We start from the raw sequence: 18,044 nt of genomic DNA on the forward strand, positions 1-18,044 counted from the left end.
TCGTTCGTGGGACGGTCAGTCGGTCAGCCAGGCGCGGATCGCCGCGGCCGTGGAGTCGGCGTCCTGGTGGACGACGGAATAGTGGTCGCCGGGGACGTCCGCGGTGTCGTGGGGCAGCGGCCAGTGCGGCAGCCAGTCCCCCTCGGGGTCGATCCTCCGCATCTCTGCGGTCGGCCGGCCGCGCAGCAGTAGCGTCGGCACGGGGGACGACCCGGGGGCCGGCTCGGGGTGCCATCCCTCGAGAACGCGCGCATAGCCACCGCCCGCGATCAGCAACGAGTCGTCGAACTCCGCGATCACGTCCTCCGGCAGGGCGGCACCGGCCGCCATCAGGGCGAGGGCGCGCGCGTCACCGCGCTGGAGCACGCCCGCGTGGGAGTCGATCAGGACGACGCCGGCCGGCGGTTCTCCGGCGGTCGCCAGCCGGCGTGCCACCTCGTGCGCGATCACCCCGCCGGCGCAATAGCCGACCAGAACCACAGGGCCGCCCCGGGCGATCTCCCGCACCGCGTCAGCGTGCGTTCGCGCCAGCGTCTCCATCGAGTCCGGCACCGCCCTGCCGGCCCCGAAGCCGGGGTGCTCCAGCAGGTACAGGTCCCGCTCCCCGTCGAACTGCCGGGCCAGTCCGGCCGGGACGCGCTGGAAGGGTGCGAGGTAGTCGGGGATGTAGGCGAGCGCGGCGGCGCTTTCTCCGGTGCCGCCTCGGGCGAGCCGGACGGGCCCGACGGCGTGCCGGGCGCGGTCGGCCGCGGTGAAGGACGGCAGGGCGTACGAGGCGACGTACCGCAGGGTCATCGCCTCCAGCGGGCCCCGCTCGCCCAGGACGCGGTGGTAGAGGGTGCTGAACCGGTAGGCGGACGGCGGTGGTTGAGCCGCCGTCTCCGTCACCGGGGTGCCCTCCGGCTGCTCCGGCTCCTCCGGCCCCTTCGGTTCCGGCAACGCGCCCGCCCCTCCCAACGCGTCGAGGAGGTGCGCCGACAGCCCCTCCAGCGTCGGATGGTCGAGGACGACCGTCGGGGCCAGCCGCACCCGCGTGAACGCGCTGAGCCGGTTGCGGAACTGAAGGGCCGTCAGCGAGTCGAAGCCGAGCTGTCCGAACTCCCGGTCGGCGGGGAACGCGTCCGCGTCCGGGAAGCCGAGCACCGCGGCCAGTTCGGCGCGGAGCAGGCCCGCCAGCACACCGGCGCGGTCCGCCTCGGGAGTCGCCGCGAGCCTCTTGCGCCAGGCACCGGGAGCCTGGTCGGCCGCCGGTGCCACGGTGACCGGTGCCGGGCGCGCCGGAAGCAGGTCGGCGAGCACCGGCGGCAGGGTCGAGCCGCTCGCCGTGGCACGGGCGAACGGGACGGGCACCAGCACCGGTTCCGCCGTGCGCAGCGCGGAGTCCAGCAGTTCGACACCTTCGTGTTCGGTGACCGCGGGCACCCCGTCCTCGGCCGGCAGGTGCGGCGCGACCCGGCCCGCCATGCCCTCGCCGTGCACGGTGGTCCAAGGGCCCCACGCGAGGGACTGCGCGGGCAGCCCTCGGGCGGACCGGTACGCGGCGAGCGCGTCGAGGAAGCCGTTGGCGGCCGCGTAGTTGGACTGTCCCGGCCGGCCCAGCACACCGGCGGCCGAGGAGTACAGCACGAACGCGGACAGTTCCAGGTCCTCGGTCGCCTCGTGCAGATGCCAGGCGGCGTCCGCCTTGGGCGCCAGCACCTCGGCCAGCCGCTCGGGCGTCATGCCGTCCACCACCCCGTCTGCGACCACTCCGGCCAGATGGAACACGCCGGTCAGGGGCGGCCCGCAGGACGCGACCAGCGCGTCGACGGCCGCCCGGTCGCTCACATCACAGGCCACCACCCTGACGTCCGCGGGCAGTTCGGCCGCCCAGTCGGGAGTTCGGCCGCTTCGGTTCGCCAACAGCAGGTGCCGTACCCCGTGTTCGGCCACGAGGTACCGGGCGAGGCTCGCGCCGAGCGCACCCGTGCCGCCGGTGATCAGCACGGTGCCGTCGGGGTCGAGGGCGGGTGGCGGGGCGCTCGCGGGACCGGCGGTGACCAGCCTGGGCACCAGGACCGTGCCTTCGTGCAGGACGAGTTGGGGTTCGCCGGTGCGCAGGGCCGCTTCCAGTGCCGCGGGTGTGGCGGTGCCGCCGCGGAGGTCGACCTGCACGATGCGGCCGGGGTGCTCGGACTGGGCGCTGCGCAGGAACCCGGCCACCGCGGCCTGCGCCGGATCCGGGTCGTCCCCGGTGGCGTGGTGGGTGAGCACCAGCAGACGGCCCGGACGGGGGTCGGCGATCCAGTCGCGTACGCGGGCGAGGACGGCCGTGACGAGGTCCCGGGCCCGGCCCGGCATGTCCTCGCCGGAGAGGGCCGACAGGTGCGCCGCATCGAGCAGTTCGTACGCGGTGCCGGCGTGTCCGGCTTCCGTGGCGGGCCGCCAGGCCGGCTTGTACAGCTCGGTGGGCTGGGCCTTCACCACCCGGGTGACGAGGGATTCGACGGTGGCCAGGGGCCGCCCGTCCACGCCGGTCAGCGTCACCCGTACCTCGTCGGGTCCGAGCCGCTCCAGACGCGCCCGCGCCGCGGTGGCGCCGGTCGCGTGCACGGTCATTCCGGTGCAGGCGAGCGGGACCCGCGCCTCGCCCGGCCCGTCGGCCAGCAGCGCGGCGTGCAGGGCCGCGTCGAACAGCGCGGGATGCAGGGTGTACGCGCCGGCCTCCGCCGCCTCCTGCGGCTGCAGTGCCAGCTCCGCGAACGTCTCGGCGCCGCGCCGCCAGAGCCGGGTGACCGCGCGGAAGGCCCGGCCGTAGTGGTGGCCGTACGCGGCGAGCCGTGCGTAGTCGACGGCGAGCTCATCGGCGCCGACGGGCGGCCAGGGCGCGTCCTGAGCGGCGGCGGGCGGCCAGGGCGCGTCCTGAGCGGCGGCGGGCGGCCAGGCCGTGTCCTGAGCGGCAGCGGGTGGCCTACCGGCCGCGGCGACCGACGCTTCGGCATGGCGGGTCCATGTCGTGCCCGTGCGTGCCCACACGGTGACCGGGCGGTTCCCCTCCTGATCGGGGGTGTCGGCGACCACCTGGATCGTCACCTGCTCCGCCGCGGGCAGCACCAGCGGCTCGTGGAGGACCAGCTCGGACAGCCGTGGCGAGCCCTCCGCCGCGTCTGCCCCGGCCGCCCGGAACGCCAGCTCGGCGAAGACCGTCGCGGGCACCAGCACCCGGTCGCCGATCACATGGTCCGCGAGCCAGGGCTGCCGCGCGGTGGACAGCACACCGCTGTACCGGGTCCGGGGCCCGTCGGCGTCCGGCTGCGCCGGTCCGACCAGCTTCCGGTCACCGCCGCTGTCGTCGCCCCGCACGTCGAGCCAGTAGCGCTGCCGCTGGAAGGGATACGTCGGCAACGGCCGCCGCCGGGCGCCGGTCCCCGCGTACACGGACCGCCAGTCCACCGGCACGCCGTGGACGTGCAGCTCCGCCAGAGCTACGGCCGTCTCGGCGCCGGACGTGAACAGGGCCCCGGAGCCCGGCTCGACGCACTCCTCGGCCGCCGCGCTCAGCGCCGCCGACGGTCCGGCCTCCACGTATGCCGTCACCCCCGCCCGCGCCAGCCACCGCACCGCGTCGGCGAACCGCACGGTCTCGCGTGCCTGCCGTACCCAGTACGCGGCGGTCCGGATCGCGTCCGGCTCCGGGCGACCGGTCAGCGTCGACACCACCGGCAGGGTGGGCCGGTGGTAGGTGACCGACTCGGCCACCTCCCGGAACTCCTCCAGCATCGGATCGAGCAGCGGCGAGTGGAAGGCATGGCTGACCTTCAACCTGGTTGCCGTACGCCCGAACCGAGCCGCGAGCGCGGACACCGCCTCCTCGGCACCGGACAGCACCACGGACTCGGGACCGTTGACCGCCGCGACGGCGACCGGGGCACCAGGAGCCTCGTCGAGCAGTTTCATCACGTCCGTCAGGGGCGCCCGTACGGCGAACATCGCGCCGCCCGTGGGGAGTCCGGCCATCAGCCGGCCCCGCGCGGCCACCAGCCGTACCGCGTCGGACCGCGAGAAGACGCCCGCGATGTGCGCGGCGGCCAGTTCGCCGATCGAGTGGCCGACCAGGTAGTCCGGGCGTACCCCGCAGTCGGCCAGGAGGGCGTGCAGCGCGACCTCGTAGGCGAACAGGGCGGGCTGGGCGTAGTCGGTGTGGTGCAGGAGGCCGCTGTCGGGGTCGTCGATCACCTCGCGCAGGGGTCGGTCGAGCAACGGGGTGAAGGCGTCGCACAGTTCGGTGAACGCCTTGGCGAACGCGGGGAAGGCGGCGGCTGGTTCATGACCCATGCCGGTCCGCTGGGCGCCCTGGCCCGCGCAGAGCAGCGCCACCTTGGAGGTGCCGCGCGCGGTGCCCTTGCGCAGTGCGGGGCTGTCGGCGCCGTCGGCCAACTCCCGGAGCCCGGCGAGGAGTCCGCCGGCGTCGGTGGCCAGCACGGCGGCGCGGCGCTGGAGCGGAGTCCGGGTGGTGGCGAGCGAGTACGCGACATCCAGGACGGACGCGTCACCCTCCACGTCGGCAAGGGCTGCCGCCAACTCCCTGGCGTGGGCCCGGAGTCCGGCCTCGTCGCTGCCGCTGACGAGCCAGGGGACGGCGGTGCGCGGGCCGCCGGAGCGAACGTTGCGGGGTTCCTCCTCGGCTTCCTCCGGTTCCTCGATGATCACGTGCGCGTTGGTCCCGCCGATCCCGAACGAGGAGACCGCCGCCCGGCGCGGCCGGTCCCGCTGCGGCCAGGGCCGGGCCCGGTCGAGCAGCCGTACCGCCCCGTCGGACCAGTCGACATGCGGCGACGGCTGCTCCGCGTACAGCGACCTGGGCAGTTCGCCGTGGCGCATCGCCTCGATCATCTTGATGACACCGGCCACCCCGGCCGCGGCCTGGGTGTGTCCGAAGTTCGACTTGACCGAGCCCAGCCAGAGGGGGTCGTCCGGATCGCGGTCCCGGCCGTAGGTGGCCAGCAGGGCGCCCGCCTCGACGGGGTCGCCGAGCGCCGTCCCGGTGCCGTGGCCCTCGACGGCGTCGACGTCGGCCGTGCGGAGTCCGGCGTCGGCCAACGCCAGCCGGATCAGCTCCCGTTGGGCCTCGCCGTTCGGGGCGGTGAGGCCGTTGGACGCGCCGTCCTGGTTGACGGCGGAGCCCCGCAGCACCGCCAGGACCGGGTGACCGTTGCGCCGGGCGTCGGACAGCTTCTCCAGCAGCACCAGGCCGACCCCCTCGGCCCACGCGGTGCCGTCCGCGCCGTCCGCGAAGGACCGGCAGCGGCCGTCCGCCGACAGCCCGCGCTGCCGGCTGAACACCACGAACGGCTTGGGACTGGCCAGGACGGTCACCCCGCCGGCCAGCGCGAGGGTGCACTCGCCCGCGCGCAGCGCCGCGGCGGCCAGGTCCATGGCGACGAGGGAGGACGAGCAGGCCGTGTCGACGGTCAGGGCCGGGCCGCGCAGGCCCAGCACGTAGGAGATCCGTCCCGAGGCCACGCTGCCCGCCGACCCGACGCCGAGGTGCGCCTCCAGCGGGTGCTGCGACGCCCCGCCGCCGTATCCGCCGTGCATCAGACCGACGTAGACGCCGGTGGCACTGCCCCGCAGCGAGGGCGCGGGGATGCCCGCACGTTCCAGCGTCTCCCAGGCGACCTCCAGCAGCAGCCGGTGCTGCGGGTCCGTGGCGGTGGCCTCGCGCGGTGAGATACCGAAGAACAGCGGGTCGAAGTCGGCCGCGTCGGTGAGGAAACCGCCGCGTCGGGTGTACGTCGTCCCGAGCCGGTCGGGGTCGGGGTGGTACAGGGCGTCGACGTCCCAGCCCCGGTCGCCCGGGAACTCGCCGGTGGCGTCCACACCGTCGGACACCAGCCGCCAGAGATCCTCGGGCGAGCGCACCCCGCCCGGGTAACGGCAGCCGACGGCCACGATCGCGATCGGCTCCGCGGCGGGGCCGCGGCGCGGCTGTGCCGTCTCGCGGGAGCCGCCGTGCAGGCGCTCGTCCAGGTGGGCGGCGAGCGCGGCGGGGGTGGGGTGGTCCCAGACCAGGGTGGCGGGCAGCCGCAGTCCGGTGCGGAGGCTGAGCCGGTGCCACAGGTTCATCGCGCCCATGGAGGTGAGGCCGAGGTCGGCGAAGGCGGTGTGGGGGTCGATCGCCGCGGCATCGGTGACGGGCGCCTCAGGGCCACCGGCCGCCGGGGCGAACACGAACGCCTCACGCCCGCCCGCCGCCGAGGCAAACACGGACGCCTCACGGCCGTCGACCGCCGGGACGACCACAGACGCCTCACGGTCGCCCGCCGCCGAGGCAAACACGGACACCTCACGGTCGTCGACCGCCGGGACGACCACAGACGCCTCACGGTCGTCGACCGCCGGGACGACCACAGACGCCTCACGGTCGTCGGCCGCCGAGGCGACCACAAACCCCTCACCACCACCCGCCCCCGAGGCGAGCGCTGCCGCGCCACCGACCGCAGACCCGTCAGAAGCGACCGGCTCGCCGACGGCCTCCGAACCACCAGCCGCCCCCGCCCCGCCGAACGTCGACCCCCCGCGGATCTCCACCTCCCCGCGGACCCCCGCCTCACCCCGAGCCGGCGCATCCCCGTCGACAGCCGCCCCACCGACAGCCACCGCCCCACCGACCGCCACCGCCCCGCCGATCGCCGCCGTCTCCGCGCACACCAGCTCGGTCAGTGCCGCCCGCCGTTCTGTCGGGGTGCGCTCGGCGAGGCTCGCGAGGGTCTCCTCGGCCGGGCGGGCGGCGAGGCCCTCCCTGAGGACGGCCCGCCGTGGCTTGCCGGCCGCGGTGCGCGGGATGGCCGGGGTGAACAGGACGTCGTCGGGCACCTTGTGCGCGGAGAGCACCTCGGCGCACGCCCGCAGCAGGGCGCCCGTGTCCAGGCCACGCTCCCCCGGTACGACGAACGCGACCGGGACCTCTCCGAGCAGCGGGTGCGGCCGCGCCACCACGGCCGCGTCCAGCACTCCGGGCAGTCCGCGCAGCACCTGCTCGACCTCGACGGGGTCGACGTTCTCGCCGCCGCGGACGATCCGGTCGTTCACGCGTCCGGTGACGGTCAGGTATCCGTGCTCGCCTAACCGCCCCAGGTCACCGGTGCGGTACCAGCCCTCCCCGGCCACCGCGCCGCCGTCGTGGTAGCCGAGCATGACGCCGGGCCCGCGCACCCAGATCTCGCCCTCGGCGCCGACGGCCTCCTCCCCGGTCCCGGGGTCGGTGAGCCGCACCTCCATGCCGGGCAGCACCGCCCCGCTGCTCCCCCGTACCCGCGGCCCCGCCAGCGACTCCATCGCGATCTTGCCGCAGGTCTCGGTGCTGCCGTACCCGTCGAGCAGGGGCGCCCCGAGCCGCCCCTCGACCCGCTCCCGCAGCTCCGGCTCGCTCGGCGCCCCGGCGGTGACGCACACCCGCAGCGAGGGCACCTCGCCGAGTCCGGCGTCGAGCAACTGCTGGTAGGTGAGCGGCACTCCGCCCAGAACCGTCGGAGCGAACTCACCGATGAGCCGTAACAGCGCGGCCGGTTCCCGCACCGCGGTGATCCGCGCGCTGCCGCCCGCCACGGTCGTACCGAGGACACAGAGCGAGTGGGCGTAGGTGTGCGCGAGCGGCAACGGCCACAGCAGCCGGTCGTCCGCAGCCAGCCCCAGCCGGGGCACATAGCAGGCGACCGGCGACCAGAGCGCGGACCGCTGACTGGCGACGGCGGCCCGGGGAGTGCCCGAGGTTCCGGAGGTGTAGAGCAGCCAGGCGGGCTCGTCCAGACCGAGATCGTCGCGCGGTTCGGGTGAACGGCCATCCGCCACGAGGTCGTCGAAGTGCACGACCCCGTCCGGCACCGGTCCTTCCCCGGTCACCACCAGTCGCGGCGACCGCTCCCCGACCACACTGGCGATCCGGGCCAACTGCCGCCGGTCGACGACCAGTACCTCGGGATCACAGTCCGCGAGCAGCGCCGCGAGTTCGGCGTGGGTCCCGCGCGGGCTCAACGGCACACCCACGGCGGCGGCTCGGACCGTCGCGAGCAACCCCTCGACCAGTTCCACGCTGTTGTCGAGACAGAACGCCACCCTGGCCCCGCGACCGACGTCCAGCGCACCCGCCAACCGCCTTGTACGAAGTTCCAGTTCGGCCCAGCTCACCGACCGCCGGTCGTCGGCGAACGCGAGCTTCCCGCCGTATCGCGAGGAATTCCCGACCAGCAACTCCGCCACGGGCCGGACCTCGGCCACTGTCCCGACACGCATCGGGCCTCCCTCCGGATCACCGAGTCCGCACCGTATCCCGCCCGCGCGCCCGGCACCGCATCACAAAGAAGCCCCGTGTGGCCGGAGTTGATCGGTCGGCGTCCGGAGGAAACGTGACCGGAACCGCTCCGTCAGCCCTCGTCCGGCGTCAACCGCAACGAGATCGAGTTGATGCAGTACCGCTGGTCCGTCGGCGTCGGATACCCCTCACCCTCGAACACGTGCCCGAGATGCGAGCCGCAGCGGGCGCAGCGGACCTCGGTGCGGGCCATGCCGTGGGAGCGGTCCTCGATCAGTTCGACCGCGTCGGTGTCCTTCGGGTCGTAGAAGGACGGCCAGCCGCAGTGGGACTCGAACTTCGTGGTGGAGGTGAAGAGCTCGGCCCCGCAGGCGCGACAGGAGTACACGCCGGTGGTCTTGCTGTTGGTGTACTCGCCGGTGAAGGCGGGCTCCGTCCCGGCCTGGCGGAGTACGGCGTACTCGGCCGGGGTCAGCTCCGCACGCCACTGCTCGTCCGGCTTTTCGACGTCGTACGACATGAAGCTCAGCCCCTTACTTGGCGAGACGGTCCAGAATCAGCGGGCCGAGGTCCGTCACGTCACCCGCGCCCATGGTGAGAACGAGATCACCGGCCTTCGCCATTCCCGCGACCACCGACGCCACGTCCGCCTTGTCGTGGACCGGCGTCACGTCCGCGCCCGCGGCCCGCGCCGCATCGATGATCAGCTCGCTCGTCACCCCGGGGATCGGGTCCTCGCGGGCCGGGTAGATGTCCAGGACCAGCGAGCCGTCCGCCGCCGCGAGCGCCTCGCCCATCTCCTTGCCGAGTTCCTGCGTCCGCGAGAACAGGTGGGGCTGGAAGACGACCAGGATGCGGGCGTCACCGGCCGCCGCCCGCATGGCCTCCAGGTCCGCCGTCATCTCGGTGGGGTGGTGGGCGTAGGAGTCGATGACCTGCACCCCGGCCGCCTCGCCCTTGAGCTGCAGGCGCCGCTTGACGCCCGTGTACGCGGCCAGGGCGGGAGCCAGCTCGGCGGCCGGGACACCCAGCGCGACGCCGGCCGCCAGCGCGGCCACCGCGTTGTGCGCGTAGTGGCGGCCGGGCACGGACACGGTGAAGGTGAGCGGCGAGCCGTCCAGCTCCACGGTGACCTCGCTCTTCAGCCCCTGCGGGACGACCGACAGCACGCGCAGGCCGGCGTCCTCGGCGTCGCCGTAGGTCACCACCGTCACGTCGCACGCGGTGACGCGCCGGGTCAGCTCCCGCGCGCCCTCGTGATCCGCCGAGATCACCAGCGTGCCGCCCTCGGCGATGCGGTCCACGAAGGTCTCGAAGGACTCGTAGATCTCGTCCATGGAGGCGTAGTTCGCGTGGTGGTCGAGCTCGACGTTGAGGACGATCGCGACCTCGGGGGCGTACTTGTGGAAGCTGCGGTCGGATTCGTCCGCCTCGGCGACGAAGATCTCGCCCTCGCCGTGCAGGGCGTTCGAGCCGGGGGCGTCCAGGTCGCCGCCGATCGCGTACGACGGCTTCAGGCCCAGCTCGGACAGGGAGACGGCCAGCATCGAGGTCGTGGTCGTCTTGCCGTGCGTCCCCGCGACCGCGATCGGCCGCAGGCCGTCCATCAGCGAGGCGAGGGCGTCGGACCGGTGCACCACGGGGATGCCGAGCTCGGCCGCCCGCGCCAGCTCCGGGTTGTCGGCCCGGATCGCCGACGACACGACCACACAGGTGGCGTCGGAGGCCAGGTGCTCCGCCGCGTGCCCGATGTGCACGGTCACGCCCAGCGCCCGCAGCGCCTCGGCGGTCGCGGACTCCTTGGCGTCACTGCCGGCCACCTTTGCCCCACGCTGCGCGAGGATCTTCGCGATCCCCGACATCCCGGCCCCACCGATCCCGATGAAGTGCGGTCGGTCCATGGCGGTAGGAAGGCCGGGGGCCATGTGGTGTCTCCCTGTGCGTACGGCTACGGCGAAGGCCCCAGCTTATTGCCTACGGCGACCGCGCCCGGCCCCTACTCCTTGCTGTGCGAGAACAGCTTCAGCACCGGTACGCCCACCTTGTGCCGCGCTCTCGACGCCCAGTCCCGGTGGAAGAACTCCTCCACGTAGTGGGGGTCGGTGAGGACGATCACCTCGTCCGCGCCGATCTCGTCGACCAGGGACTTCAGCGCGTCCAGGGGGTGGTCCTCGATGAGCCGCCCCTCCGCCTCGCTCCCGGATGCCCTGAGTGCCTGCAGGGAGACCTCCAGGGCCCGCTCCCCCACGCCCTTGGCGGCCTCGCCCTCGGGTGTCTCCCGCTCCCGTACGGCCTCGTCCAGCTCGCCCAGCGCCACGTCGTCGATGGCCCGCAGCAGGCGGTCGGCCTGGTCCCCCCGCGGCTGGAGCAGCACGTGGAACGCGACCGACTCGTCGCCGTGCAAGGTGGTGACGAACTCCACGTCGGCGGACGTCAGGGCCTTCTCGATCATCAAAACGCTTGTGAACACCGGGCGTCCCCTTCTCTTCGCTCTGCGGAAACCATCCTGCCCCGTGGTCGCACGGGTACTGCCGGATTCAGTGTGCCCGCCGGAAGCCAAGCGGAACGACAGATTCCACCGATGTCGACGCCAGCGGTACCGATCGAACCCGCATCCGGGCGGTCATGCCCTGCGGTACCTGCTGTAGAGGAATCCGTCCTCCTCCAGCAGGGAGTCCAGTGCGAACCGTGCCGGCACCGCCACCGACGGCCCCCCGGCGATCCGCTGCGCGTCCCCCGCGGTGAGCATCGGGGACAGGGTCAGACAGAGCTCGTCGAGCACTCCGGCGGCCACCAGCTGACCGAGCAGCCGGGGGCCGCCCTCGGTCAGCAGCCGGGTGTGTCCCAGCTCGGCGAGCGCCCGTACCGCCCGCGCGGGGTCCACGCCGACGCCGTCCCCGGCGATCACCACGCGCGCGCCCGCCTTCTCGGCCGCGGCGATCCGGTCCGGGGCGGCCGCGGCGCCCGTGAGGATCAGCGTGGGCACCAGGGGCGAGGTGTACAGCGGCAGGGAGAAGTCCAGGTCCAGGCTCGCGGTGATCACCGCGATCGCCGGGACCGGGCCCTGCCCGGCCGCCTCGCGCAGCTCCGCGAACTCGTCACGCACGCGTGCCGGCCGGTACCCCTCCTGGCGGACCGTTTCCGCACCGGCGATCACCACGTCCGCCAGTGCCCGCAGCGTCCCGAAGATCCGCATGTCGGTCGCGGTGGAGATGGGCTGCGAACGGCCGTCGTGCTGGGCGGCCCCGTCGATCGTGGAGACCATGTTGGCGCGCAGCCACACCTCCGGGGTCGCGGGGCCGGGCCCGAGTTCGGGATACGCGTAGGCGGCGGCCAGCTCGGCGAGGCCCCACTCGTGGTCGGCCCCCTGAGGGCTCCGGGTCGCTGTCTCGTCGGTCACAGGGAACAGGCGTCGCATGTCGTGCAGTGTGGCACGGCCCTTAGCATGGTGAACCGTGTCTACTTCCCCCGCCGCGTCCGGGTTCGGCTCCATGGCCGACACCGCCCCGCTCTCCCTGTGCGACCGTGAGCCGCACGTCCCCGCGGACCGGCTGGTCGCCGAGATGGTGCCGCCGCCGCGGTTCGACTCGGTGCGTTTCGACACGTACATCCCGGACCCGAACCAGCCCAGCCAGACCGAGGCCGTCCGGGTCCTCGCGGGCTTCGCGGCAGGCCTCTCCGGCGCCCACGCCGTCGGCGGCGGCAAGCGCGGCTTCCTCGGTCTCGGAAAGGCGTTCGGGAAGGCCAAGGAGGCCAGGACCCCGGCGGGCCCGCGCGGCGTCTATCTCGACGGCGGCTACGGCGTCGGCAAGACCCACCTGCTGGCCTCGCTCTGGCACGCCACCCCCGCCGAACCCTCCCTCAAGGCCTTCGGCACCTTCGTCGAGCTGACCAACCTGGTCGGCGCCCTCGGCTTCCAGAAGACGGTCCAGACGCTCTCCGGCCACCGCCTCCTGTGCATCGACGAGTTCGAGCTGGACGACCCCGGCGACACCGTCCTGGTCTCCACCCTGCTCGGCAAACTGGTCGACGCGGGCGTGGCGCTCGCCGCCACCTCCAACACCCTGCCGGGCAAGCTCGGCGAGGGCCGGTTCGCCGCCGCCGACTTCCTGCGCGAGATCCAGGGCCTCGCCGCCCGCTTCCACCCCCTGCGCATCGACGGCGAGGACTACCGCCACCGCGGGCTGCCCGAGGCGCCGGCGCCGTTCGCCGACGAGGAGGTCCGCAAGGCGGCGTACGCCACCGAGGGCGCCTCGCTCGACGACTTCCCGAGCCTGCTGGCGCATCTCGCCAAGGTCCACCCGAGCCGGTACGGCGCCCTGACCGACGGTCTGAAGGCGGTGTGCCTCACGGACGTCCAGCCGGTGCCGGACCAGTCGACGGCGCTTCGGCTCGTGGTGCTCGCGGACCGTCTCTACGACCGCGAGGTGCCGGTGCTGGCCTCCGGGCTGCCGTTCGACCGGCTGTTCAGCGAGGAGATGCTGAACGGCGGCTACCGCAAGAAGTACTTCCGCGCGATATCCCGGCTCACCGCGCTGGCGCGCGACGCGAAGGGCCTGGTCGAGGGCGCCTGAGGCGCTTCTAACGCATCACTTTCACAAGATCAAGAGTCGGTTCGCGCCACGACCCGCCACGCTTCAGCCTCTCTTCAGCCGGAAACGTTAAGTTAACCCTGCAAACAACTTTGCCGGGCTAAGGTGTTTCTTGACCAGTCATTGACCAATGGTTGGTCTGGACTAGAAGCGTGAACTACCGAGAGGGGGGCGCATGTTCCGAGGTGCGACGGTGCGGGCCGTGCTTGCGGTGCTCACCGCTGCCCTTCTCGCGCTCCCCTTCTTCGCATCCCACGAGGAATTCGCAACAGCGCACACGGCCCGTCAGGCCAAGGCCAAAGCTCAGACCGGAACCAAGCTCTCCGGCAAGGCCGCGCGCGCCGAAGCCTCCGGCAAACGCCACTGCAACCACGTCGGGGACCCGACCGGTCCCCTGCGCACCCGCGACCGGCACCGTGCCGTCGACTTCGCCCCCGAGGGGCCCGAGCGCCCGCTGTCGGTTCAGGAACCGGCGGCCGCGCCCGAGCGGGTCGCAGCCGGCGATTTCCCCCTGTCGAGACCCTCGACAGCCCACGCTCCAGCGGCACTTCAAGTGTTCCGCTGCTGACGGCAGAGCAGTTCCCCCCACTTTCCCCCACCTGTCATGTAAGCCGACGCGCCCTTCGGCGCGCCGGCTGAGCCCGACGCGCCCCCATTGCGCGCCAGGAGGAGTCACCACATGCAGCCCCTCATCGACAACGCCCGCACGTTCGGACAGCGCCCTGAGGAGTTCGCCAAGCTGGCCGAAGGCCAGTCCCCCCAGGTCCTGTTCATCACCTGCTCGGATTCCAGGGTCGTCCCGGCCCTGATCACGGGCGCCCGCCCGGGCGAGCTCTTCGAGCTGCGCACCGCGGGCAACATCGTCCCCCCGTACACCTCCGAGCACCCCACCAGCGAGGCGGCCACCATCGAGTACGCCGTGGAGGTGCTGGGCGTCCGCGACATCGTGGTCTGCGGCCACTCGCACTGCGGCGCCGTCGGCGCTCTCGTCCGCGGCGACGACCTGGACGCCGTACCTGCCGTACGCGACTGGCTCACACACGCCACCCCCCGGCCCGCCGGAGCCGCCGAGGACCCGTGCGTGGCCGAGGGCGTGCAGAGCCACGTCCTCGCCCAGATCCTGCGCCTGAGGTCGTACCCCTTCATCGACAAGAAGCTCGCGGAGGACCAACTGACCTTGCACGCCTGGTACTACGAGGTGCACACGGGCGCGGTGCGCGTCCACCGCGCCGAGTCCGACGCGTTCGAGGGCCTGTGATCGCCATGATGACCAAATACCCTCACCTGCGGCAGGACTTCGCCGCCTCCCTGGTCGTCTTCCTGGTCGCGCTCCCGCTCTGCGTGGGCGTGGCCGTCGCCTCCGGTGTGCCGGCCGAACTCGGCCTGATCACCGGCATAGTCGGCGGCATCGTCACCGGTCTGATGCGGGGCAGCAGCCTCCAGGTCTCCGGGCCCGCGGCCGGTCTCACCGTGCTCGTCTTCGAGGCGGTCGACGAGTTCGGACTGCCCGCGCTCGGGGTCATCGTGCTGGCCGCCGGACTGATCCAGCTCGCCATGGGCGCCCTGAAGCTGGGGCGCTGGTTCCGCGCGATATCCGTCTCGGTCGTCGAGGGCATGCTGGCCGGTATCGGCCTCGTGATCATCGCGGGCCAGCTGTACTCGGCGGCCGGTCTGAAGGCCCCCGCCTCCGGACTCGACAAGATCCTGGGACTGCCCGGCGCCGCCGTCGACGCGCTCGGCAGCACCGCGGCGCTCGCCTCGCTCGCCGTCGGCGCGGGCACCATCGCGGTGCTCGTGCTGTGGAAGAAGCTCCCCAGGAAGGCGCAGACCGTGCCGGGCGCGCTCGCCGCGGTCCTGCTGGCCACACTGGCCACGCTCGTCTTCGACGCGCCGGTCGCGACCGTCGAGGTGAACGGTCTGCTGGACTCCGTCCAGCCGCCCGGCATGGACGCCTTCGGCGAACTGGCAAGCCCCGCCATCTTCGGCACGATCATCGCCTTCACCCTGATCGCCTCCGCCGAGAGCCTGTTCAGCGCCGCCGCGGTGGACCGGCTGCACGACGGTCCGCGCACCGAGTACGACAAGGAGCTCATGGCCCAGGGCGCGGGCAACGCGGTCTGCGGCGCGCTCGGTGCCCTGCCCATGACCGCGGTCATCGTGCGCAGTTCGGCCAACGTCCAGGCGGGCGCGAAGACCAAGGCCTCCCGGGTCATGCACGGCGTGTGGCTGCTGCTGTTCGCGGCCCTGCTGCCCTCGACGCTGGCGCTGATCCCGCTGCCCGCGCTCGCCGGCATCCTGGTCCACGCGGGCTTCAAGCTGATCCCCTTCCGGGAGATCGTGTCGCTGTGGCGGGGCCACCGCGGTGAGGCGCTGATCCTGGTGGCCACGGCCGTCTCGATCGTCGCGGTGAACATGTTCGAGGGCGTGCTGATCGGTCTGGCCCTGTCGGTCGTCAAGACCGCCTGGGAGGCCTCGCACCTCAAGCTGGAGATCGTCGACAAGGGCGCGGGCCCCATCCAGGCGCATCTGTCGGGCAACGCGACCTTCCTGCGGCTGCCGAAGATCCTCGACAGCCTGGAGTCGCTGCCCCAGGACCGGCCCGTGGAACTGGACCTCTCCGGTCTGCACCACCTGGACCACGCCTGCCGTACGGCGCTGGAGAACTGGGCCGAGCGGCACAGCGCGGTCGGCACCGAACCGGTCCGGGTCACCGAGCCGGAGCTGGCGAAGGCCACCACTCCGTAGCGCTCCCCCGCCTGGTCCGGGGCCGATCGTGGCCCCGGACCAGGCACCGGGCATATCGTTGCAGGAGCAGACATACGGACCTCTGGACGAGGAGGCCGGAATGCTCCAGGAACTGTTGACGGCGGCCGTGGCGGCCGGTTCCGCCGGGGTCGTCTATCTCGCGGCGGCGGCCCGGGTCGTCAAACAGTACGAGCGCGGGGTGGTCTTCCGCCTCGGGCGGCTCGCGGGTGAGGTGCGCGACCCCGGGTTCACGGTGGTCGTGCCGTTCGTGGACCGGCTGCACAAGGTGAACATGCAGATCGTCACGATGCCGGTGCCGGCCCAGGAGGGCATCACCCGGGACAACGTGACGGTGCGCGTGGACGCGGTCGTCTACTTCCGTGTCGTCGACGCGGCGAGCGCCCTGGTCAAGGTCGAGGACTACAAGTTCGCCGTCTCCCAGATGGCCCAGACCTCGCTGCGTTCGATCATCGGCAAGAGCGAGCTGGACGATCTGCTGTCCAACCGCGAGAAACTCAACGAGGGCCTGGAGCTGATGATCGACAGCCCGGCCGTCGGCTGGGGCGTGCAGGTGGACCGTGTCGAGATCAAGGACGTGTCGCTGCCGGACACGATGAAGCGGTCGATGGCCCGCCAGGCCGAGGCCGACCGTGAGCGGCGGGCCCGGGTCATCAACGCCGACGCCGAACTCCAGGCCTCCAAGAAGCTCGCGGAGGCGGCCAAGGAGATGTCCGAGCAGCCCGCCGCGCTCCAGCTCAGGCTGCTGCAGACGGTCGTGGCGGTGGCCGCCGAGAAGAACTCGACGCTCGTCCTGCCCTTCCCGGTGGAGCTGTTGCGCTTCCTGGAGCGGGCGCAGGAGCACCCGACCGGGAAGTGAGGGGGACGGGACACGCTACGCGCGTGGTTCCCGCGGGGCGACCCAGGTGATAGACACAGCGACGTCACAGTCCTGTCCGCCAGCAGGAAGGTTGCTCCGCCATGTCCGCAACACGACGTCAGGTCCTGGCCCGCTCCGGCGCCTTGGGCGTGGGCATCGCCTTCACGGGCGCCCTCTCCGAACTCTTCGCCGGCACCGCCGCCGCCCAGTCCCTCGGCCACACGGGCTACGGCCCCCTCGTCCCGGACCCGAAGGGGCTGCTGGACCTGCCGAAGGGGTTCCGCTACAAGGTCCTGTCCCGCGAGGGCGACCCGCTCCGCTCCGGCGAGGGCAAGGTCCCCTCCAACCACGACGGCATGACGGCCCTGCCGGGCAGACACGGTCGCGTCCACCTGGTCCGCAACCACGAGAACCGCCCCACCGCGGCCATCGCCGTCCCCACCGTCGAGGGCCTCACCTACGACCCGGCGGGCAAGGGCGGCTGTACGGCCCTCACGCTGGACTCCCGCGACAACGTGCTGTCGGAGCGGGTCGCCATCGCCGGCACCGCCGTCAACTGCGCGGGCGGGCCCACCCCTTGGGGCACCTGGCTGACCTGCGAGGAGACCGAGGACAAGGCCGGCACCAACGGCTACACCAAGGACCACGGCTTCATCTTCGAGGTCGACCCGGTCGACCCGCACCGCTCCGGGGCCGTACCGCTGACCGCGATGGGGCGCTTCCAGCACGAGGCCATCGCGATCGACCCGAAACGCGGCATCGTCTACGAGACCGAGGACGCCTTCCTCAAGCCCTTCGGCCTCTTCTACCGCTTCCTGCCCAACAGGCCCGAGGGCGGCCTCGGTTCACTGCGCGCGGGCGGCCGGCTCCAGGCGATGCGGGTGCCCGGAGTGCCGGACCTGTCCGTGGTGCAGGAGACGGGCGCCTGCTTCGAGGGCGTCGAGTGGGTCGACGTACCGGACCCGCTGGCCACCGAAACCCCCGTCCGGCTCCAGGACTTCGGCCCGAAGGGCATCACCCATGCCCAGAAGCTGGAGGGCTGCTACTGGGGCGGGAAGAGCGTCTACTTCGTCTCGTCGTTCGCGCACAGCGCGGAGGGTTCGGCCGCCGACCACTTCGGGCAGATCTGGCGCTACGACCCCTCTGCGCGCCGGCTGACCCTGGTGATCGTCTTCGGTCCGGACACCGACGTGCAGCTGCCCGGCGAGTCCCCGGACAACATCTGCCTCGCGCCCAGCGGCGGTCTGATGGTGTGCGAGGACGGCAGCGGCGCCCAGCACGTCTTCGGCGTGACCCGGCACGGCGAGGTGTACGCGATGGCCCGCGGCCGGCAGAACATCGGTACGCCCGAGGCGCCGGAGTGGGGCGAGTTCGCGGGCGTCACCTTCTCCCCCGACGGGCAGACGATGTACGTCAACTGCTACACGCCCGGGACGACCTTCGCGGTGACGGGCCCCTGGCGCCGGTAGCCGCCCCGCACGACGGCTGGCGCGCCCCGGTCCCTCGGCGCAGGATCGAGGGGCCGGACCCGGACCGGAAG

Annotated in this window: 11 protein-coding genes; 6 read left to right on the forward strand and 5 right to left on the reverse strand. The window is 72.9% G+C overall.

The window, feature by feature from the left end; genetic code table 11:
• Positions 1-15: 15 nt before the first annotated feature.
• The 5 genes from ACIBJB_RS09285 to ACIBJB_RS09305 form a co-directional block, all read right to left on the reverse strand.
• The gene (locus ACIBJB_RS09285; RefSeq protein ID WP_398928153.1) at positions 16-8,271 is read right to left on the reverse strand and encodes an SDR family NAD(P)-dependent oxidoreductase; all 8,256 of its coding nucleotides are present in this window, start codon (positions 8,269-8,271) and stop codon (positions 16-18) included.
• A gap of 131 nt (positions 8,272-8,402) precedes the next feature.
• Complete coding sequence (gene msrB, locus ACIBJB_RS09290) at positions 8,403-8,810, reverse strand: peptide-methionine (R)-S-oxide reductase MsrB (protein ID WP_398928155.1); 408 nt, start codon at positions 8,808-8,810, stop codon at positions 8,403-8,405.
• Positions 8,811-8,823: 13 nt separating this feature from the next.
• On the reverse strand, positions 8,824-10,215 hold the full coding sequence (gene murC / locus ACIBJB_RS09295) for a UDP-N-acetylmuramate--L-alanine ligase (RefSeq protein WP_398928157.1): 1,392 nt from the start codon (positions 10,213-10,215) through the stop codon (positions 8,824-8,826).
• A 71-nt stretch (positions 10,216-10,286) separates the two neighbouring features.
• Complete coding sequence (locus tag ACIBJB_RS09300) at positions 10,287-10,760, reverse strand: indole-3-glycerol phosphate synthase (RefSeq protein ID WP_176742660.1); 474 nt, start codon at positions 10,758-10,760, stop codon at positions 10,287-10,289.
• Between the two features lie 153 nt (positions 10,761-10,913).
• The gene (locus ACIBJB_RS09305; RefSeq protein ID WP_398928159.1) at positions 10,914-11,708 is read right to left on the reverse strand and encodes a pyrimidine reductase family protein; all 795 of its coding nucleotides are present in this window, start codon (positions 11,706-11,708) and stop codon (positions 10,914-10,916) included.
• 73 nt (positions 11,709-11,781) lie between these two features.
• Here ACIBJB_RS09305 and zapE point away from each other — a divergent pair, with 73 nt between their 5' ends.
• The 6 genes from zapE to ACIBJB_RS09335 all read left to right on the forward strand — a co-directional run bounded on the left by zapE (position 11,782) and on the right by ACIBJB_RS09335 (position 17,973).
• Complete coding sequence (zapE, locus tag ACIBJB_RS09310; protein WP_398928435.1) at positions 11,782-12,864, forward strand: cell division protein ZapE; 1,083 nt, start codon at positions 11,782-11,784, stop codon at positions 12,862-12,864.
• 193 nt (positions 12,865-13,057) lie between these two features.
• Positions 13,058-13,450: a hypothetical protein gene (locus ACIBJB_RS09315; protein ID WP_398928161.1), complete on the forward strand. Its 393-nt coding sequence runs from the start codon at positions 13,058-13,060 to the stop codon at positions 13,448-13,450.
• A 111-nt stretch (positions 13,451-13,561) separates the two neighbouring features.
• Positions 13,562-14,140, forward strand: coding sequence for a carbonic anhydrase (locus ACIBJB_RS09320; RefSeq protein WP_398928163.1), 579 nt, complete (start codon positions 13,562-13,564; stop codon positions 14,138-14,140).
• A 5-nt stretch (positions 14,141-14,145) separates the two neighbouring features.
• Positions 14,146-15,627, forward strand: a complete 1,482-nt coding sequence (locus ACIBJB_RS09325; RefSeq protein WP_398928165.1) for a SulP family inorganic anion transporter — start codon at positions 14,146-14,148, stop codon at positions 15,625-15,627.
• 100 nt (positions 15,628-15,727) lie between these two features.
• On the forward strand, positions 15,728-16,504 hold the full coding sequence (locus ACIBJB_RS09330; protein WP_398928167.1) for a slipin family protein: 777 nt from the start codon (positions 15,728-15,730) through the stop codon (positions 16,502-16,504).
• A 101-nt stretch (positions 16,505-16,605) separates the two neighbouring features.
• Positions 16,606-17,973 (forward strand): PhoX family protein, encoded by a 1,368-nt coding sequence (locus ACIBJB_RS09335; protein WP_398928169.1) that lies wholly within the window; start codon positions 16,606-16,608, stop codon positions 17,971-17,973.
• Positions 17,974-18,044: the final 71 nt, after the last annotated feature.

This window comes from Streptomyces sp. NPDC050759, assembly GCF_044456945.1.
Taxonomy (GTDB): domain Bacteria; phylum Actinomycetota; class Actinomycetes; order Streptomycetales; family Streptomycetaceae; genus Streptomyces.

Excerpts from the sequence above, each read along its gene's own strand:
- ACIBJB_RS09315 (WP_398928161.1), top strand. The coding sequence starts at position 13,058 with ATGTTCCGAGGTGCGACGGTGCGGGCCGTGCTTGCGGTGCTCACCGCT.
- ACIBJB_RS09320 (WP_398928163.1), top strand. The coding sequence starts at position 13,562 with ATGCAGCCCCTCATCGACAACGCCCGCACGTTCGGACAGCGCCCTGAG.
- msrB (WP_398928155.1), bottom strand. The coding sequence starts at position 8,810 with ATGTCGTACGACGTCGAAAAGCCGGACGAGCAGTGGCGTGCGGAGCTG.
- ACIBJB_RS09285 (WP_398928153.1), bottom strand. The coding sequence starts at position 8,271 with ATGCGTGTCGGGACAGTGGCCGAGGTCCGGCCCGTGGCGGAGTTGCTG.
- ACIBJB_RS09325 (WP_398928165.1), top strand. The coding sequence starts at position 14,146 with ATGATGACCAAATACCCTCACCTGCGGCAGGACTTCGCCGCCTCCCTG.
- ACIBJB_RS09305 (WP_398928159.1), bottom strand. The coding sequence starts at position 11,708 with ATGCGACGCCTGTTCCCTGTGACCGACGAGACAGCGACCCGGAGCCCT.
- murC (WP_398928157.1), bottom strand. The coding sequence starts at position 10,215 with ATGGCCCCCGGCCTTCCTACCGCCATGGACCGACCGCACTTCATCGGG.
- ACIBJB_RS09330 (WP_398928167.1), top strand. The coding sequence starts at position 15,728 with ATGCTCCAGGAACTGTTGACGGCGGCCGTGGCGGCCGGTTCCGCCGGG.
- ACIBJB_RS09335 (WP_398928169.1), top strand. The coding sequence starts at position 16,606 with ATGTCCGCAACACGACGTCAGGTCCTGGCCCGCTCCGGCGCCTTGGGC.
- zapE (WP_398928435.1), top strand. The coding sequence starts at position 11,782 with ATGGCCGACACCGCCCCGCTCTCCCTGTGCGACCGTGAGCCGCACGTC.